General features: G+C 39.1%; 19 protein-coding genes. 3 read left to right on the forward strand and 16 right to left on the reverse strand.

Features of this window, described 5'->3' with window-relative positions:
* Positions 1-3: 3 nt before the first annotated feature.
* The 5 genes from FGG79_RS05660 to FGG79_RS05680 form a co-directional block, all read right to left on the reverse strand.
* The gene (locus tag FGG79_RS05660; RefSeq protein ID WP_138776755.1) at positions 4-1,611 is read right to left on the reverse strand and encodes an aminotransferase class V-fold PLP-dependent enzyme; all 1,608 of its coding nucleotides are present in this window, start codon (positions 1,609-1,611) and stop codon (positions 4-6) included.
* Between the two features lie 11 nt (positions 1,612-1,622).
* Entirely contained in the window at positions 1,623-2,201 is a 579-nt protein-coding gene (locus tag FGG79_RS05665; RefSeq protein WP_138776756.1) for a glycerol-3-phosphate acyltransferase, read from the reverse strand.
* A 64-nt stretch (positions 2,202-2,265) separates the two neighbouring features.
* Entirely contained in the window at positions 2,266-2,979 is a 714-nt protein-coding gene (locus FGG79_RS05670; RefSeq protein WP_138776757.1) for a YwaF family protein, read from the reverse strand.
* A 305-nt stretch (positions 2,980-3,284) separates the two neighbouring features.
* On the reverse strand, positions 3,285-4,082 hold the full coding sequence (locus FGG79_RS05675; RefSeq protein WP_138776758.1) for an alpha/beta fold hydrolase: 798 nt from the start codon (positions 4,080-4,082) through the stop codon (positions 3,285-3,287).
* A 612-nt stretch (positions 4,083-4,694) separates the two neighbouring features.
* Positions 4,695-5,696 (reverse strand): DUF3231 family protein, encoded by a 1,002-nt coding sequence (locus FGG79_RS05680; protein ID WP_138776759.1) that lies wholly within the window; start codon positions 5,694-5,696, stop codon positions 4,695-4,697.
* A 213-nt stretch (positions 5,697-5,909) separates the two neighbouring features.
* Here FGG79_RS05680 and FGG79_RS05685 point away from each other — a divergent pair, with 213 nt between their 5' ends.
* Complete coding sequence (locus FGG79_RS05685) at positions 5,910-6,806, forward strand: glycerophosphodiester phosphodiesterase (RefSeq protein ID WP_171050817.1); 897 nt, start codon at positions 5,910-5,912, stop codon at positions 6,804-6,806.
* 44 nt (positions 6,807-6,850) lie between these two features.
* Here the strand turns inward: FGG79_RS05685 and FGG79_RS05690 are convergent, their stop codons facing one another.
* The 3 genes from FGG79_RS05690 to FGG79_RS21695 all read right to left on the reverse strand — a co-directional run bounded on the left by FGG79_RS05690 (position 6,851) and on the right by FGG79_RS21695 (position 7,807).
* Entirely contained in the window at positions 6,851-7,147 is a 297-nt protein-coding gene (locus FGG79_RS05690; protein ID WP_171050818.1) for a TIGR04104 family putative zinc finger protein, read from the reverse strand.
* 94 nt (positions 7,148-7,241) lie between these two features.
* Positions 7,242-7,562, reverse strand: coding sequence for a YnfA family protein (locus FGG79_RS05695; RefSeq protein ID WP_138776761.1), 321 nt, complete (start codon positions 7,560-7,562; stop codon positions 7,242-7,244).
* Between the two features lie 68 nt (positions 7,563-7,630).
* Positions 7,631-7,807: a hypothetical protein gene (locus FGG79_RS21695; protein ID WP_171050819.1), complete on the reverse strand. Its 177-nt coding sequence runs from the start codon at positions 7,805-7,807 to the stop codon at positions 7,631-7,633.
* A 307-nt stretch (positions 7,808-8,114) separates the two neighbouring features.
* On the opposite strand from FGG79_RS21695, the gene FGG79_RS05700 reads away from it, so the two are divergent.
* Positions 8,115-8,891 (forward strand): MBL fold metallo-hydrolase, encoded by a 777-nt coding sequence (locus FGG79_RS05700; RefSeq protein ID WP_138776762.1) that lies wholly within the window; start codon positions 8,115-8,117, stop codon positions 8,889-8,891.
* Between the two features lie 40 nt (positions 8,892-8,931).
* Here the strand turns inward: FGG79_RS05700 and FGG79_RS05705 are convergent, their stop codons facing one another.
* The 4 genes from FGG79_RS05705 to FGG79_RS05720 form a co-directional block, all read right to left on the reverse strand.
* Positions 8,932-9,537 (reverse strand): YitT family protein, encoded by a 606-nt coding sequence (locus FGG79_RS05705; protein WP_138776763.1) that lies wholly within the window; start codon positions 9,535-9,537, stop codon positions 8,932-8,934.
* Positions 9,538-9,623: 86 nt separating this feature from the next.
* On the reverse strand, positions 9,624-10,085 hold the full coding sequence (locus FGG79_RS05710; RefSeq protein WP_138776764.1) for an ASCH domain-containing protein: 462 nt from the start codon (positions 10,083-10,085) through the stop codon (positions 9,624-9,626).
* 41 nt (positions 10,086-10,126) lie between these two features.
* Entirely contained in the window at positions 10,127-11,185 is a 1,059-nt protein-coding gene (locus FGG79_RS05715; RefSeq protein ID WP_138776765.1) for a bifunctional transcriptional activator/DNA repair enzyme AdaA, read from the reverse strand.
* A 127-nt stretch (positions 11,186-11,312) separates the two neighbouring features.
* Positions 11,313-11,861, reverse strand: coding sequence for a hypothetical protein (locus FGG79_RS05720; RefSeq protein ID WP_138776766.1), 549 nt, complete (start codon positions 11,859-11,861; stop codon positions 11,313-11,315).
* Between the two features lie 183 nt (positions 11,862-12,044).
* Here FGG79_RS05720 and FGG79_RS05725 point away from each other — a divergent pair, with 183 nt between their 5' ends.
* Complete coding sequence (locus FGG79_RS05725) at positions 12,045-12,953, forward strand: hypothetical protein (protein WP_138776767.1); 909 nt, start codon at positions 12,045-12,047, stop codon at positions 12,951-12,953.
* A 100-nt stretch (positions 12,954-13,053) separates the two neighbouring features.
* Here FGG79_RS05725 and FGG79_RS05730 read toward each other — a convergent pair whose 3' ends face one another.
* The 4 genes from FGG79_RS05730 to FGG79_RS05745 form a co-directional block, all read right to left on the reverse strand.
* Complete coding sequence (locus FGG79_RS05730; RefSeq protein WP_138776768.1) at positions 13,054-13,659, reverse strand: alpha/beta hydrolase; 606 nt, start codon at positions 13,657-13,659, stop codon at positions 13,054-13,056.
* A 13-nt stretch (positions 13,660-13,672) separates the two neighbouring features.
* Positions 13,673-14,653: a ring-cleaving dioxygenase gene (locus FGG79_RS05735; protein WP_138776769.1), complete on the reverse strand. Its 981-nt coding sequence runs from the start codon at positions 14,651-14,653 to the stop codon at positions 13,673-13,675.
* Positions 14,654-15,009: 356 nt separating this feature from the next.
* Complete coding sequence (locus FGG79_RS05740; RefSeq protein ID WP_138776770.1) at positions 15,010-15,855, reverse strand: STAS domain-containing protein; 846 nt, start codon at positions 15,853-15,855, stop codon at positions 15,010-15,012.
* A 244-nt stretch (positions 15,856-16,099) separates the two neighbouring features.
* Positions 16,100-16,717 (reverse strand): zinc dependent phospholipase C family protein, encoded by a 618-nt coding sequence (locus tag FGG79_RS05745; RefSeq protein ID WP_138776771.1) that lies wholly within the window; start codon positions 16,715-16,717, stop codon positions 16,100-16,102.
* Positions 16,718-16,744 lie beyond the last annotated feature (27 nt).

Below are 16,744 nucleotides of genomic sequence, written 5' to 3' on the forward strand. Positions count from 1 at the left end.
TCACTATACGACCTTTGGATCAAAAATGCTGTTATATTCGTTGATGAGTATTGTCATAGCTTTCAAAACCTTTCGTTCGTTGTGTGTCCCCATTAGTACTATCTGCACCCAGTTCTTTTCAACTAAATAATCACTTTCATAACTTAATAGGATGCCTTTTTCCTTACAAATGTCACCAAATTCTCTACTATACTGTTCCCTATTTAGGTCAATTGTAATCACTGCAGGAGAATACGAGTCGTCCCCAAGTAGCCGAATGCCTTCTCGAGTTAAAACACCTTTAATATTTTCGGATATCGTTTTGCTCGTTTCATAGTTAATCAAAGTCAAGGCTACTTTCAATGCACCTAAAAGATTAGATGAATGAGTAAAGGGAATACTCCCTTCCATGGCGTACATTCCAACATCCAAATACCTTGGGATCGATGGACTTGGTTTGATCTCATCACGATGGAATATGAGCGCTAAACCAGGGTAAGAACCCAGACCTTTTCCACTTACAGAAGTGGCCATATACAATTCCTTAAAATCAACAGGAATTGTACCGACAGAGCTGCAAGCATCCACACATAATTCCACCTCGTAGGATTGACAAAGGGTCAGTATGGCATCGATGTCAAATAAGTAGCCGGTGGATGTTTCACAATGAACCGTCCATAACCACTTAATGTGAGAATCCTCTTGAAGTAAGGATTCTATTTCCTCTAACTGGATTCCCTGATTCCATTCTTTCTCGATTGTGTGAAAAGATAAGTTGAACCTTTCTCCATGATCAATTAAGCGGTAGCCAAATTCCCCGTTTGCAAGTATGAGCCCTTTACCAGAAAACGCTTTCAACTGGGCTGCAACCATATCATTTGATAAGGTGCCAGTCCCAACTGCCACCTGTACATAATTGGAATTAGTCAATTCACGTAATCTTTGTCTTACTACACCCATTTCATCAATGAACGAGCTGCTTCTATGAGATGTCGCTTCACTTTGGAATTCTGCTTCAACCTTTTTATGTATAGGTACGGGACCAGGTAGAAATGAGTGGAAGTTAGAGTCTCCTCCCTTTCGAATCATTAAACGTTGAAAAGCTTTAGAGGAATTCTCAAAACTTTCTCGAGTCAAATACATGGGTTGGAATTCCGCCCCTTCTTCACCGACAAGATCAGCGAAAGGTTGGAAGCCAATTCTCTTATAGAGTTTGAGCTGTCGAACCGTCCCAGAGATCAACGCAACCGTGTAGCCTTTCTCTAAACAGTACGAAACCAATCTCTCACATAATTGATAAAATACCCTTGTACTCCTATATTCTTCTTTAACTGATAATAATCTGATTTCACAAGGGATTGCATTTCCGGGTAAATAGTCGTCCAGGCCATTCAGTTTTTGATCCAGTGAAAAAGGACGCTTGGCACGGACAGCAATCATTCCAATGACTTCATTCTGTACCTTTGCAATAACATATGTGTTTTCATCATGGAATTTATCCACAAGTTTTTTGTTATCATTGCCTTCATGCTGAGGAATTTCTTCCACGAAGGTTTGATAATTTAATGAGTAGATTTGTTGAAATTCTAGAGGGTTATTTGCAATTTTAAATACAATAGTATGATTATTCATTCTTATACCTCCTATGTATCGACTGATTGATGAAGTGATCGTTTATGCAATAAGAGAACAACCAGAAACAACATTAATAAACCGGTGGAAAGGCTGAATGAACCCTCAATCACATATACCGTAACCGGAATGGTTGTCATTGAAAGGAATCCGGCTAACTTGTACTTCCGGAAAATGCTTAGGGTTATCCCCATAGCAAGGGCGAAAATGGCAATGCTGAAAGGACAAAAAAATAATGCCGTAGCTAAATAAGCAACGACTCCTTTACCACCATGAAATCCAAGTTGGACCGGAAAAACATGTCCCAGCATGACGAATATGGAGCTAAGGACTAAAAAACCTTCCCCTTCTACCAATAGGGATGTAATCGTTAATGCGAAAATGACTTTTCCAGCATCGATCAGGAGAGTCAGTAAAAAACCTTTTTTACCCAACGCTCTCCCTGCGTTCGTCGCTCCCACATTGCCACTGCCTAACTTTCTGATATCCACTCCCGAAAGCCATTTCACTACATAATAAGCTCCGGTTAAACTGCCCAGTCCGTAAGAAAGCAAAACGATGACACTTATGATCATACTTTGACTCAACATATTTACACCCAGCTTTTCTTATATGTTAATAGACGATTGAACCAATAAAAAAGTTTCATAATATTTACATCTTCCCCAACTGCTTCTTCCCAAGAAGAAAAAAAGGGGAATATAGAATTGAAAACAGGATTAAACTGACTCCTTCAAGTGACAAGAGGTACCAAGGATAATCTCCTAAGTAATCGATAGGATTCGTATTATACGGCTTATGTATAAGAAACATATAGTTCGCTCCAAAGGTTACGTCCACCACATATACGATGGTTGCCATCGCATTTAATGCAAGAAACGCCCTTACGAGAGAAGAAAATGTCAATTTGTACCCTTCTATCCACACCATGTACAAACAAGATAGTACAATCACCATATGGGCTAAAAAAAATTGGAAATATCGAAAATGGGGAAAACCAAAAAATAATTCAGGTGTAATAATTGCGATAAACGCACCTGACATACTCACAAAGAAACTGATTTCAAAAACCCTATAGCTTTTTGTTATCAGCATGATTGCACAAAGATATAATGATAAAGAACATAGCTGAAAGGGTAAGTTTATGGTTAGGTCCCACCGATCATTTAGGATATACCACATCTGAAAGGTAAATTCACTCAAAACAAGGAAAACAACCAACATCCATTTCAACATGCTCTTCGTATGTCCTTGTATATTGGACCTAAACACATACAACCCCATCATGCATCCAAAAGAAACTATAATGGCAGCCAAATGAGAAACAGAAAACAACTCAAATGGATACTCATCATACCTGAAATTCATAAACTCTCGAACCACCCTACTCAATCCCCCTCCCTTCACCCATCTATACTATATTCTCTCATCACCCCATCAATTCCTTTAAAGGGACGGACCTCACCTTCATCACCCACTTCCCTTCTATCAAGCCTTTCTTTACTATCCAGTCAGGGACGGACCTTCACTAAACTATTCCAACTCTTAGCTTCATTTTATGTATGAGGAAAAAGTAGATAGCTACGATTTTGTAGTGTCTACCTTTATGAGGACAACATGAGATGAAATTCAAAAAACCTCCCAATTCCAATTCGGAATGGGAGGTTTTCATTCTATTGAACCTTACGCAAAGAAACATCCTGATGAATGAATATAAAGTCAAGGGCAAGTCGATTGAACTCATTTGGCTTTTCCACATTGCATACATGCCCACAACCATCAAGAAATACCTTCGTTGCACCCGTGTCTCCAAATGTGTCCTCCTTTAATGAGCGAACAAACAAGTGATCTTCTTTACCCGATATGTATAGCTTTGGAATATGGGAAGCCCGTTCTTGAACATTAGCATAAGTAGATTTCACATAAGGAGTTAGACGATACCACCCCAGAAAATCTTTCCGCTTCATTTTTTTTGCTTCCCTTATGAATAGCTTCCTAGAAATTTTATGATTACTCTTAGGCATCATCACATAGGCGAATAATTTATATAACCACATAAACGGAACCAGGTTTTTCACTGCATGACCGAGCTTCAACAAAGTGTTTGAAAAAAATGTAAATCGGGTTATACACCCTCCCATGACAGCAGATTTCACACGATGTGGAACCTTTTGCAATAACTCATGGATAACCACAGACCCGAGCGATATCCCGATGAAATGGGCTTTTTCCATCCCGATGTCATCGAGTACATCAACCACTTCACGCACAATTAAATCGATTGTAAACGGCTCATTATATGATTCGATTCCTGGTGAATGGCCATGACCGGGTAAATGAATCGTGACGACGTTATAAAATTCTTTGAAAGTTTCCAGTTGTTTGGAGAAGATCTTTGAATTCCCCCCGATTCCATGGAGAAACACTACATATTCTTTGCCGACTCCCTGTTGAACGTTGTATTCTAGCATTCATTCTCTCCTTAAAAACAGCACAACCTACCAAAAGAATGGAATGGATCAGGCGAGCGACCTATCGCCGTTTTGCTTTCATTAACAAAAACATCAATGAGAAAATCGGTTTTCAATCCGGTCGCATGACACATTCTAAGCTCTTGAAGCCTTACCTTAATGTATCTTACATTCTATCCTATCTGCAGGTGATTTGTCATATAAGTTCTGAAGAATTTCCGAACATTTTGTGATGAAAGAGAGAATACTGGTCATTTTTATTTAGATTTCTTCGACACTGCACGACTGAATTGGCTTAGAGTTTACTGAAATATCCTTCATATATCCAACTAGCTTCTCTTTATCAATAGAGTAATGTAAGAACAAATTCCCGCTCAAGATTTCGTTAAAATTTCCAAACAAAAAGCCCAATTCCAGTAATAGATTTGGACTTCCCTTAAATAACCATATACCACTTACCTTAATAAATAATATGCCGAAACAGCCAGTGATAGTTTATACTTTACGAATATTTCAATTCTACTTTTTATCATATCAATATTAAGTACTGTGAGAATTCCTATTAATAAGAGAACATTTTTACTCCCATTGTTTCTCACTCCCAATCATCCCTCATTCATGTAAATCTCTCCTACTTTTCTGCTGTGGTGGCTGCTCCATCCACCCCCGCTCCACTAAAAGTTTGAGTCCTGCCGATCCATATTTCATGATTTCGGTTACAAACAATGAGTAATGAACGGCTAAGTCCTTTCTCAAAGACATCGTAATCGCATGACAAAGTGTCGAAAGACCTACTGAATTCGATGAGGAGATAATAAAAAGCATAAGCTTCTCTGAAAAAGGGGGAATTGTAGAGTCTGTCACCTCCATTGAAACGGGATAGGTTGGAAACGCATCATCTTTTACCAACACATTATTAAAAGTGGTGATTTGCTTTTCACTAAGCTTTTTCCCTTTTTTAAGATACTCTTTCACTTCCCTGTCTTTCGAGGTTTGGATGAATCCTTTCAATAGAATAATTCCAATACAATTTCGCTCAATCACAAAGAATAATTCACTCTGTTCCAATGCATTAAGTGGCCTTGTTTCTCCAAACCAGTTCTCTAATAGAGAAGGCTGGTGGGATGTGTACTCAATGGAATGAGGATAATTGATTTTGGGTGGGCGATCATAGATGCCTTTTTCCAGCATCAACTTCAATGATCTTTTGTAAATGGATAAATTTTTCTTCAATGCCTCTTCAAAAAGTTCATAAATATCTGTTCGGGCAACCGTGCCCACAAGGGTCGTATAATGGCTATTCGTGACCTGTCCCCCACGATAGACGAAGCTAAGCGCGAATAGGTCCGTGTATAGAGGAGGAGCAGAGGCGTCAATATCCTTATCAGTAAAGCCATTTGGAACCGGAAAGCTTTCAGACATAAAGATGGTTTCAATCTTATTCATTATTTCTACATTAGCGTCTAGACTTTCTTTAGTGATGGATTTAATTCCTTCGTCTAGAAGATATGTAAGAAAATGAGCAAAAAAACAATTTAATGCTGAACACTTAATATAAGTCGTCCACAAAGCGGAGATTTCTGCAGTCGTCAGTCTTATGTCATTTTTCTCCATCTTTCGACTCCTTTTCTTTTTTTCTTAGTGTTATCACGATCTTGTAAGTTATTCCTCATTCATTTAGTTCCCGGCTTTTTGCCCCGTGTCGATAGTCTTACCTGTCATCTTCCTTTAATACAATGTTTACACACCCTTTTCTAAATTAGTGCTTACATTTCATATTCATTTTATATCCTTGAACTGAGCCTAAATCAGAAAGGAGAAAAAAACATGAATATGATTGTCAAAAATGTTTGTTTATCAGCTGCTATTATCGGAATAGGTGCTTCTACTGTTCAGCCGGCCTTGGCACAATCGGGACACCATTCCATGAATGACAACAAGATATTAAATATTGCACACCGAGGTGGATCAGGTTACGCACCGGAACATACCCTTCCATCTTACGAGCTTGGGGATGAAATGGGAGGAGACTACATAGAACTTGATCTCCAAATGACAGAAGATGGCAAATTAATTGCCATGCATGATGAAACCCTTGATCGAACTACGAACGGAACCGGATTAGTAAAGGATCACACACTAGAAGAAATTAAGAAGTTGGATGCAGGGTCTTGGTTCAATGACATGTACCCAGATAAGGCAAAGCCTGAATATAATAAGCTGAGGGTGCAGACACTAGAGGAAATCATTCAACACTTTGGAAAAAACAAACACTATTACATCGAAACGAAGTCACCTGAAGTATATCCAGGTATGGAAGAAAAGTTACTTAAGATTTTGGACGAATATAACTTGACGAGACAAAACGGTCCTTCAAGTAAAGTAATCATCCAATCCTTTAGTGAAGCAAGCCTTCAAAAGGTACACGGTTTGAATGATAATATTCCTCTTGTGCAGCTAATTGATTATAAGAAGGATGCCACCATCACGGATGAGAAGCTTGACCATTATGAGGAATATGCAGTTGGACTTGGTATGAGCTATAAGAAGATTGATCAAGACTATGTGAATAAAGTGCGGGAACACGGTCTACTGATTCATCCTTATACAGTTCTTGAGAAGGAAGATATGAAAAGATTGATTAAATGGGGAGTTACCGGTATGTTCACGAATTACCCTGATCGATTGGACGAAGTATTACACGAGTTGAAAAAGAAACACTGATAGAATCCATTAAAGAGAGCTGCCAATAATGGCAGCTCTCTTTCCTATCCATGTTTATTTTCATATTTCACGAAAAATGGCAGTATCAGTGAAATAACAAATGCCAATAATACAATGAAACCAAAAGTCATCGGCTTTGATAATCCTTGCTCAGGTGCTATCAATAAACCGAACACAACGGCTGGTACAATAATAAGAAAAGAAACGAAGAATTTCGAGGCAAAATTGATGGTATGTCTTTTACCACATTGTTTGCATTCTATTGGTTTATAGGAGCTCCATATAGAGAATAATAACTCTTTCCATTGGAACTGATTCTTACAACTAGCACATTTCTGCAAAGCACTTCCCCCTATGTAAAGCTTCTAACCTTTAATCCAGTTTACCATTTTTAGCACTGGAGTAGTAGATAACCTATTAATTCTCACCTCTTGTTTAGTGACGGGGACCCCAAAGAATAACCGATACACCAATGAGACAGATGAGTGCGCCCAGCCAATCGTAAAGATCAGGCGTTTTCTTGTCTATGCCCCAGCCCCATAAAATGGCCAGTACAATAAATACTCCTCCGTAAGCGGCATAAACTCTTCCGAAAGACGGAAACTTCTGAAGAGTAGGAATGATCCCATATATGACGAGAATAATGCTTCCGCTTATCCCGAACCAATATGGTTTTCCTTCTCTCAACCATATCCATATTAAATATCCTCCGCCAATTTCAGCGATCCCTGCTATTACGAATAAGAGAATTGACATTTTCAGTCTTGATCCTCCTTTCAACGTTCTGTACTTTATATTTTATTCCAATTAGATTGTTAGCGATATTACTTTTCAACACATGTAACATTCCAAGAAAGGATCCGTAACTCCACCTCTGCTGTCCGGTGATGGTTTTCACAGTCTTCAACAGCTTTTTTTAATCCCATTTTATAAAGCAAGATAATGGTGATCACCATTATGAAAGCAAAGAGTAAGAGTATTGACTTTTGATTCATCTTCATTCTTTGAATCCCCCCGGAAAAATCTCTATTATGCTCATTATAGAAAAAAACACCATATTAATCTAGACAAATGGATTAAAAATGGAATATTCAGAAAATACTATTTCTGAAAACCAATCCACCTACAGGTTAATATTTTTATTGAAATTTGGACTGATTTGTAAAACGTTTCCCTGAATCAACTATTTTTGTGCTTAATTAAAAGCAGCAACTTTTAAAAAATACACTAAATTATGACTTCATGCAGGAAAATTGCGCTTTCATTCGAATTATGTATTATAATACTATTTCTTAAGGGGTAACTGCATTGATCCAATCATTTAAATTAAACGTTCAAACATTAGGCCAAAAATTGCCCGTTTATATTTTTCAAGTCGATGATGTTCTAGTGGATACTGGACCGTACAGTATGAAAAATGAAGTTCGTACCATCTTCAAAGAGCTTCAGATTCAAAGAGTCATTCATACCCACCACCATGAGGATCATACTGGCAATAGCTCTTGGATTGAGAGATTCTATTCCATTCCTCAGTGGATTCATCCATTAGGGGTAAATAAGTGCAATTCAAGCACTAAACTTCCTTTCTACCGGGCAATGTTCTGGCATAATCGGCCAGCATTCCATCCTAAGCCTCTAAAGGAAGATGTGTTTGAAACAGAGCACCATTCGTTTCAAATTGTCCATACTCCTGGACACGCTCTGGATCATATCGTTCTGATCGATGAAGAGAAAGAGATCTGCTTTTCCGGGGATTTATACTTATTTCATTCTCCCACCTCGAATTTCTCATTCGAATCCGTACCGGAATTGATTCGTTCCATAAACAAAACGTTGGAGTACTCTTTCAAGGAAGTGTATTGTTCCCATCAAGGATACTTAAAACACGGTAGGGAGCTATTAGAGAAGAAAAGGGACTACCTTCTCCATCTTCAAGAGTCTGTCACCAAAGCGTACATGGAGGGGAAAACACCCAAAGAAATTCGCAAGCATTTGCTTCCAAAGAACAAACTCTTTCAATATATCTCATTCTTTGAAAATTCACCCTCACATACTGTTAAGTCTATTATTAAAGAAATATCCTAAAAAAAGATCCGTCTCTTATTGGAGGGACGGATCTTTCAATTTAATGATCAGCAACATGAGCCATTTTCCCCTTTAAGTCAAGTTTACCGATGATATCAACGATTCTTGTCACCACAAACTGACAGGCAATGGCAAACAGAATGATCTTCAAATCTACAACGATTCCAGTTAAAAGCAATACAGTTCCATTTATAACAAATAACACTTTACCCGGAGCATACCCTTTAAGTTTTGATATGATAAGAGCTAAAATATCCATCCCACCTGAAGATGCCCCCATCCTAAATAGGAGTCCTAATCCAATTCCAAATAGGAGGCTCCCGAACAAAAGATCCACGATTACAAAAGATATAGTTCCTGTAATATAAGGGGATACGACGTTCACGACACCAGATGTGACCGTTACACAGTACATCGTCCACAAGGCATTCTCTTTTCCCAACCATTTAACGGCAGCCCCTAATAAGGCGACATTTAACACCCACAAGGTAATGGCAAATGGGATATGGAGCAAATAATTTAATAGCACACTCACACTTGCAGCACCACCTGAAGGAATCAAATGGGGAAATAAAAACACAGACATGGCGATGCCTTGGGTACTTGCTGCTACTCCTAAAATCGCACCTTTTCTTAATCCATTCATTTATACATTTCTCCTGATTCTCTAAAGGACTCTATTTCATAGTCTAGTAGCTCTTCAAAGAATCTGCAACATCAGAATGATCGAGATTATTTATGGACTACCTGAAACTCTTCACACACTACTAGCATATCTTCATGGAAGATTTGGTTTAATTCTGTTATTTCTGCAGTAAAAAATTCGGTATGTACTTTTCTCCAATAAGATAAAGACAGATCTCCTTCCCCTTCTTTGCTGGCAAAATCGCTATTGACAGCTTTAAACGGTATAATGCTGACATCTATGGTTTTGGTAATCGCTTTAGGAACACCTCCATAATCCGTAATCACATTGTACTCCCCAACTTTAGGAAGTGGTTCATTTTCCTTGCCATACAGTATGAACAATGAAGAGGTAGCGGTTTTCTTACCGTCCATCACAAGACGAGCTAGTTCATCCGCTTCCCCTTCTTCCATACCAAAGTACCAGGATGTATAAGGGATCTCCTTATTGAGATGATTATTCGTGTGGAGAAATTGAGTCCACATTTCTATCACTGATTGTCTTTCCATTTTCATCCCCCTTCAAGCGCACTTTCCATATTTTTACGTGTTTATTGTTTCCTTTCCATCATCTTTTTTTCGTGATCTATCAACCACTTTTTTCTAGCAATACCACCACCGTACCCTGCTAGGTCACCATTCACTCTGATCACCCGGTGGCAAGGTACGACGACGGCAAGTTGATTATAACCATTTGCCCTAGCCACCGCCCTCACTGCAGATGGCTTCCCAATGGATTCTGCGACCTCTGTGTAAGAACGGGTTTCTCCCGAGGGAATTTTCTGAAGTTCTTCCCAAACAGACCTTTGAAATGGAGAACCAATCATATGCAATGGTGTATGAAACTCTAAGGACTCTCCATTGAAATAGAATCTCAGTTCCTCTTCAATCTTGCAAAGAGGCATCGTACTTCCTGGAATGATCGCAGCTTTTGTCTTCTCTCGTAACCTCTCAACTTCGAGCTCAAGCCCACGTCGGTCTACGAATTCTAACAAATATAGAGCCTCTTCATCTGAAATTCCAATCATTGGCCCAAGTTTAGTATCTATCCACGCTGCTTTAAGAACTTGGTTACTTTGAGATAATGCAGGAGATGTTCCCATAATTCGTGAGAAAGCGTCTCTAAACCCGCTGCTTGACTCATACCCTGTCGTAAGTTGAGCATCTAACACCATCGATCCAGACCGGATTTGCTTCATCGCAATCCCCATCCTTCGGGCTCTGGCATATTCAACAAACGTCATGCCGAACCTTTTCTTAAATTGTCGACGGGCAGTGGATGAGTCAATGGATAGGTCTTGGAAATCCTTATCCTTCCAGCGTTTTTCCGGATGTTCTTCCACAGCCTCTACCAACTTTTTCACCACTTCTGATACGCTATTTGGATGCGATAAAGGTTTGCACCTCTTACAAGGACGAAACGATGCGAGAAGTGCCTGTTGAGCTGTTTCATAAAATTCGCAGTTCTCGAATTTCGGCTTTCTGGCTGGACATGTGGGTCTGCAGAAAACTCCCGTCGTCTTAACACCCACATAAAATATGCCCTCATATTCGGTTCTTTTTTTCAGAAGTGCTTGATAATACTCCAATTGTAATTCGTTTGAAACCATTCTCATCCCTCCACATTTTCTTCATAGCTACAGTATAGCTATCAATAGAACAAGATGTCGCCGAAAATCAGGCATCTATTTTTTGTTCTACTTATATAACGTAAGGGTAATTTCTAGAAAACCGCTCTTATTTCTCCACCTCAACTACAATATCCCCAATGAATTCACCTCTATTTTCAATCGTTATCTTCCATATCCCGGCTTTTTCAAATGAGAGAGTAAGTGGAACAGAATAGGCCTCTTTATTGAATGAGACTAGCTTTCCTTCGTCTAAATCAATCTGTTTTCGATTTTCTTCATTTCCTTTTTCCTTGAATACAATTGTCATGTCATCATATTGACTCCAAACTAACAACGACGTCTTGTAATCCTTTTTTGCAATAGGTGTCCCCTCAAATGCTATCGCAACTTTATTCTCTTCACCTTGAAATAGTTCAACATCTCCGTTCTTATCCTCAATCTGTATAATCGCATTTTCTCGCCATTTCTCACCTGCTGACACGAAGTAATTCATGATGAATAGAATACCTGACACCACAGTCAACGCAATAATACTATTTCGAAACGAATTTGTTTTCTTGAAAGAATTCATCAATTCCGATTGCGGGGCAAGCCTTCTAGCTATCAGAAACACTCCCACAATCACCAGCAACAAACACCCCAATACTAAGAACATGTAAAAACCCCCTTCGACAATCCATCTATCATACATACGAGTTCATTCCACTAAACGTTTCACATTTCTTCCATTTAGAGGGACGGACCTTCGTTATTTTTTCTTATTAAAGAAGGGATTTCATTGAAGAATGGAAAATGTATATCTATAGCAACTAAACTAACTATGTAGGGAGTTCTTCATATGAAACTTACCGAACATCAATGGAGTCAAGCAAAAACTTATATCAAAGAACATGCCAGACCTCTTGAACAGAAATTATTCAACTTTTATTTTGAAGAAGGCAGTAAAGAAGAAGCCATTAAAGAATTATCACGCTTCCAGAATCCGGACGGAGGTTTCGGTCAATCCATCGAACCTGATTTCCGGCTGGACATCTCGTCTCCCCTTGCCACCACCATCGGATTGCAGCATGCGAAGGACCTGCAACTATCCATCAGTCACCCTATTGTCCTAAAGGCAATGGATTATTTACAAAACACCTATGATGAAGATATCAAAGGTTGGAACGCCGTGCCAAAAGAAGTCAATTCTGTTCCCCATGCACCTTGGTGGCACTTTGACTTGGAAAAGGGGCATTGTGGTGTTCAAACCAATTGGGCAAACCCAAACGCTGAAATCGTGGGATATTTCCATTTATTTCAGTCGAAGCATCCTCGACTTCAAGAGTGGACTGAAAAAGCAGTGAAAGAACTTTCAACATTGCCAAAACCGATTGAAATGCATGATTTTCTTTGTTATCAACGATTATTACAGGAAGTTAGTGGCGACACGAAATCGTATCTTCTCAAAGTTCTTTCCTCCAGTGTCAGGGGAACGGTTTGCACAGATCCATTACGCTGGCATGAATACGTGGCGAAACCGATCCAGGTAGCAAGTGCACCTTCCTCACCTTTTTATGAATTACTGGAAAATGAAGTATATCTGCAACTGGATAATGAGATAAATACTCAACATGCTGAAGGTTACTGGCAGCCCAACTGGTCCTGGTTTGGGCAATTCGAAGAGACTTGGCCAATTGCTGAAAGGGAATGGAAAGGCATTTTGACCCTGGGGATGCTAAGAGTATTCAATGCTTACCAACTTAAATGAATGACTCGAATTCACCGAAACGTGTAAAGTTCTCTTGATATGTCATAAAGCATATTGTAAAAAATCTCCGGAAGACGTTTCTTCCGGAGATTTTACCACCTTATTGATATTTCTTCCCGAACCATAGCTTCGCTTCATCTACTTCTTCACGGCGAAGTTCATGTCCACCTTCTGTCCAAAACTCTGTAACAGGGGAGTGGGCATTCTGAAGATTTCTTATCAGTTCTTTTGTTTCTTCCATCGGAATAAGGGGATCTCGTTTTCCAGCTCCTACAAATACAGAAACCTTACTTAAGTCAGGCAGGTCGACTCCCCGTATAGGAACCATCGCATGAAATAGGATCCCTCCTCTTAATGCATCTTCTACGTGATACATTAAGCTTGCCGCAATATTGGCTCCGTTGGAATAGCCTAATGCCACAACATTATTGCGATCGAATCCATACTCAATGGCACTTTCCTCAATAAATTCATTCAATTCGTTCGTACGGAATAGTAAATCTTCTTCATCAAATACTCCTTCTCGTAAACGGGCGAAATAGCGGGCCATCCCGTTTTCATCCACATTCCCTTTCACACTTAGTACAGCAGCTTCCGGTGCAATCATTTCGGCTAGTGGGAGTAAATCACGCTCATCTCCACCGGTACCATGGAGTAACAAGAGAGTAGGTAACTCCTTTTTTCCTTGTTTGAAAATATGTTTCAAGTCATCGTCCTCCTTATTCTTTCGTATCCAATGGCTTTAATTTCGCTTCAATGGATTCTCGTTGTGCTTCAAAATAAGGTGGAAGAGATAAATTCTCACCTAATGAATTGAAATCCTCATCCGTTTCAAATCCAGGACCATCTGTTGCAAGTTCAAATAGGATTCCGTTCGGTTCACGGAAATATAAGGAACGGAAGTAGTACCGTTCAACAAAGCCTGAATTCGGTAAGCGGTTTTCTGTTATCCATTTAACCCATTTTTGTAATTCGTTTTCATCCTCCACACGGAATGCAACGTGGTGGACACTTCCTCTTCCTGGTCTTTCCTCTTTTAGATCACTTCGTTCTTCAAGGAACACCTCTGCACCAGTTCCCCCTTCACCTGTTTCAAATACACGAATGTCCGGCTGTCCGGCTATATCAGAAGGAAAGCTTCTTGTCTCTTTAAAGCCTAATACGTCCCTCAGGACAATCGCAGTGTTCTCTGCCACTGAAACAGTTAAGGTGATAGGGCCAAGACCTACCACACCATGCTCTACGGGAACGGGACTGTTATCCCAAGGCTTTCCACCGGGTACCCCTCTGTTTTTTTCATCAGACACAAGCATGAGGCGTTGTCCTTCGAAATCTTGGAATCGTAAGGTTGCACGACCACTTTGGTGTGAAATCTCATCATGCTCAACACCCAATTCTTCAAACCGGCGCTTCCAATAATCCAATGAAACATCAGAGTTCACTCGAAGTGACGTTAAAGAAATACTGTTCGTACCTTTATATGTGTGACCTGCATGCGGGATTTCAAAAAAGGTAAGGTCCGTCCCTGGATTTCCTCTTTCATCAGCATAGAAAAGATGATAAACAGACGTATCGTCTTGATTAATGGACTTCTTCACTAGTCGAAGACCGAGGGTTTTAGTATAAAATTCATAGTTTTTCTTTGCATTTGCAGTAATGGCAGAAACATGATGCTGCCCTTTTAATGGTTTTAAATTCATCGGACATTCACTCCTTAAGTGATAGTATTTCCTTCTAATTTCATCATACACACTTTTTATCTTTAATTCAAGATATTTAATTTCAAAGCTTTTTTTCTGTCGTTTTTACTATATTTAGTCAAAAACATTAGTCATTTCAACAAATAAAAAGCTCTTTTCGCAAAGATTATTGTTATCTATCATAGGAGGTGCCAATGCTCTGTCTATGAGTGATTGCGATAGATGGTGAGGGGAACGGCTTCGCTTTCCGGCGGAGATCAAATAGCACTCGCTATCTTCAATAGCAACAATGTTTACGAAAAGAGCCAAAAAAAAGCACCTATACCTAAAGTACAAATGCTTTTTAAAATGGTTCACTATTCAACTTCATTGTTTTTTATTGTGAGAGCTTGTGACAATGTTGATGTGATTGTAAGATTTTCAAAATTCAAGCCAAGCTGGACAGCTGTTTGGGCAATTTCCGGACGTAACCCTGAAAGAATCGGTTTAACACCGATAAGCTGGAGGGCGTCGATTAATTGAAAAATTTGATGAGCAACCATCGTATCAATTAACACAACACCTGATAAATCGATAAACAGAAGGGACACTTCTTTATTGACACATTGTTCAAGAGCATTCTCTAAAATCAGTTCTGCTCTCGTTGGATCAATGTTACCGACAAGGGGTAATAGTGCAGTGTTGGAATTCAAGCTAATAATCGGGGAGCTTAATTCATTTATCACTTCCTGCTGTGATTGAATTTGCTGATCGACTACCTCAGTCTGAAGTTCCACATATCGGAGCATCACACGGTCGAAGGCTTCTATTATGACATTGTTCCATATGTTGAATTGTTCAAATATGTTTTCCTCCAAATGAGTTTTGGCATATTCCTTCAAGAACTCCAGGTATTGATTTCTCACCCGCATGAACTCTTTAAGAATAGAGTGATTGGGAGTATTCAAATGTTCTTTATCAGTAGCGATGGATAACACCCATTCATCGATTTTCTGATTAAAGGTTTCTTTATCCTCCGCAAAGACGTTGCAAAGAATTCCATGAAATTCGAAGTTTTGATTTTTCAATGTTTCAACCACCTTTGGATCAGTGGATGAATACACACCTGTTGCTGCATTTTTATCAAGTGAATCATACCATTCGTCTGTTAACTGACGGGCTTTACTCAATAAATATGTATATAAGTCTTTATTTCGATGCATGTATGATTCCTCCTATGATTTCCATCCAATTTATCAACTTTCTTCCCTATTTCACGTTATGTGTAGTCGGGAAATCATACTCTAAACCAAGTGACGCTTTAACTTATCATTTAGTCCTCAAGAATCTTTTGACATTTCTCATGCCAACCACCATTATATAACACTTACATACGTCATTTCCATTCAGAGCGTTTATAATTACCCAACCTATTCGATGAAGTATAAAATAGCCTAGGTAAGAAATTCAGGTCCGTCCCTCAAATAACAATTCCATTTTCTGAATTCCCATTTCTATGGATGTTTCTATGTAACCTATTATTTGTTGGAGTGTAAACACAGTTAATGGCGCCTGTATTTCCCTTTCATTGTAGGACATATCTTCTTTAAGAGAAGGGATAAAACCTTCCACCATATGTCTGCTTACATTTGTCACATCTAGGTATTTAAAGGGTTCATCTACTATCTGTAGGAGTTCGTTTTTTAACCCATAGTAGTGAAGCAATTGTCCATTCAGCATTTTGAAATCTCCGTGATATCTTTCATACAAAGAGGAATCAGCGTTCATTCGATTTTTCAACCATGACAAATAAAATCCTTTTAACCAAAGATCGTCGGCGACTAAATGTGTGTAATAGCCAAGGATAAAGGGAGAAAGTTTAGGATTCGTTTGGCTTCGTAGAAACCGCTCCGGATCTATCCCCCTTGTGAAATCCTGAACGTCTCCATAATAGTAATGAGTTAACTCCTTATCATTGACTGCATCTGGTGCAATCCCCCCCATAACAAAAGAGGCTCTATCCTCCAACTCAAAATGCTGTGCTAGCCTGTAAGCAATAATACTATGCATAACTCTAGATCCCATATTATTTAATTCCTCCTTCAAGTGATT

Source organism: Bacillus sp. BHET2, assembly GCF_005938125.1.
In the GTDB taxonomy this organism is placed as follows: domain Bacteria; phylum Bacillota; class Bacilli; order Bacillales; family Bacillaceae_B; genus Rossellomorea.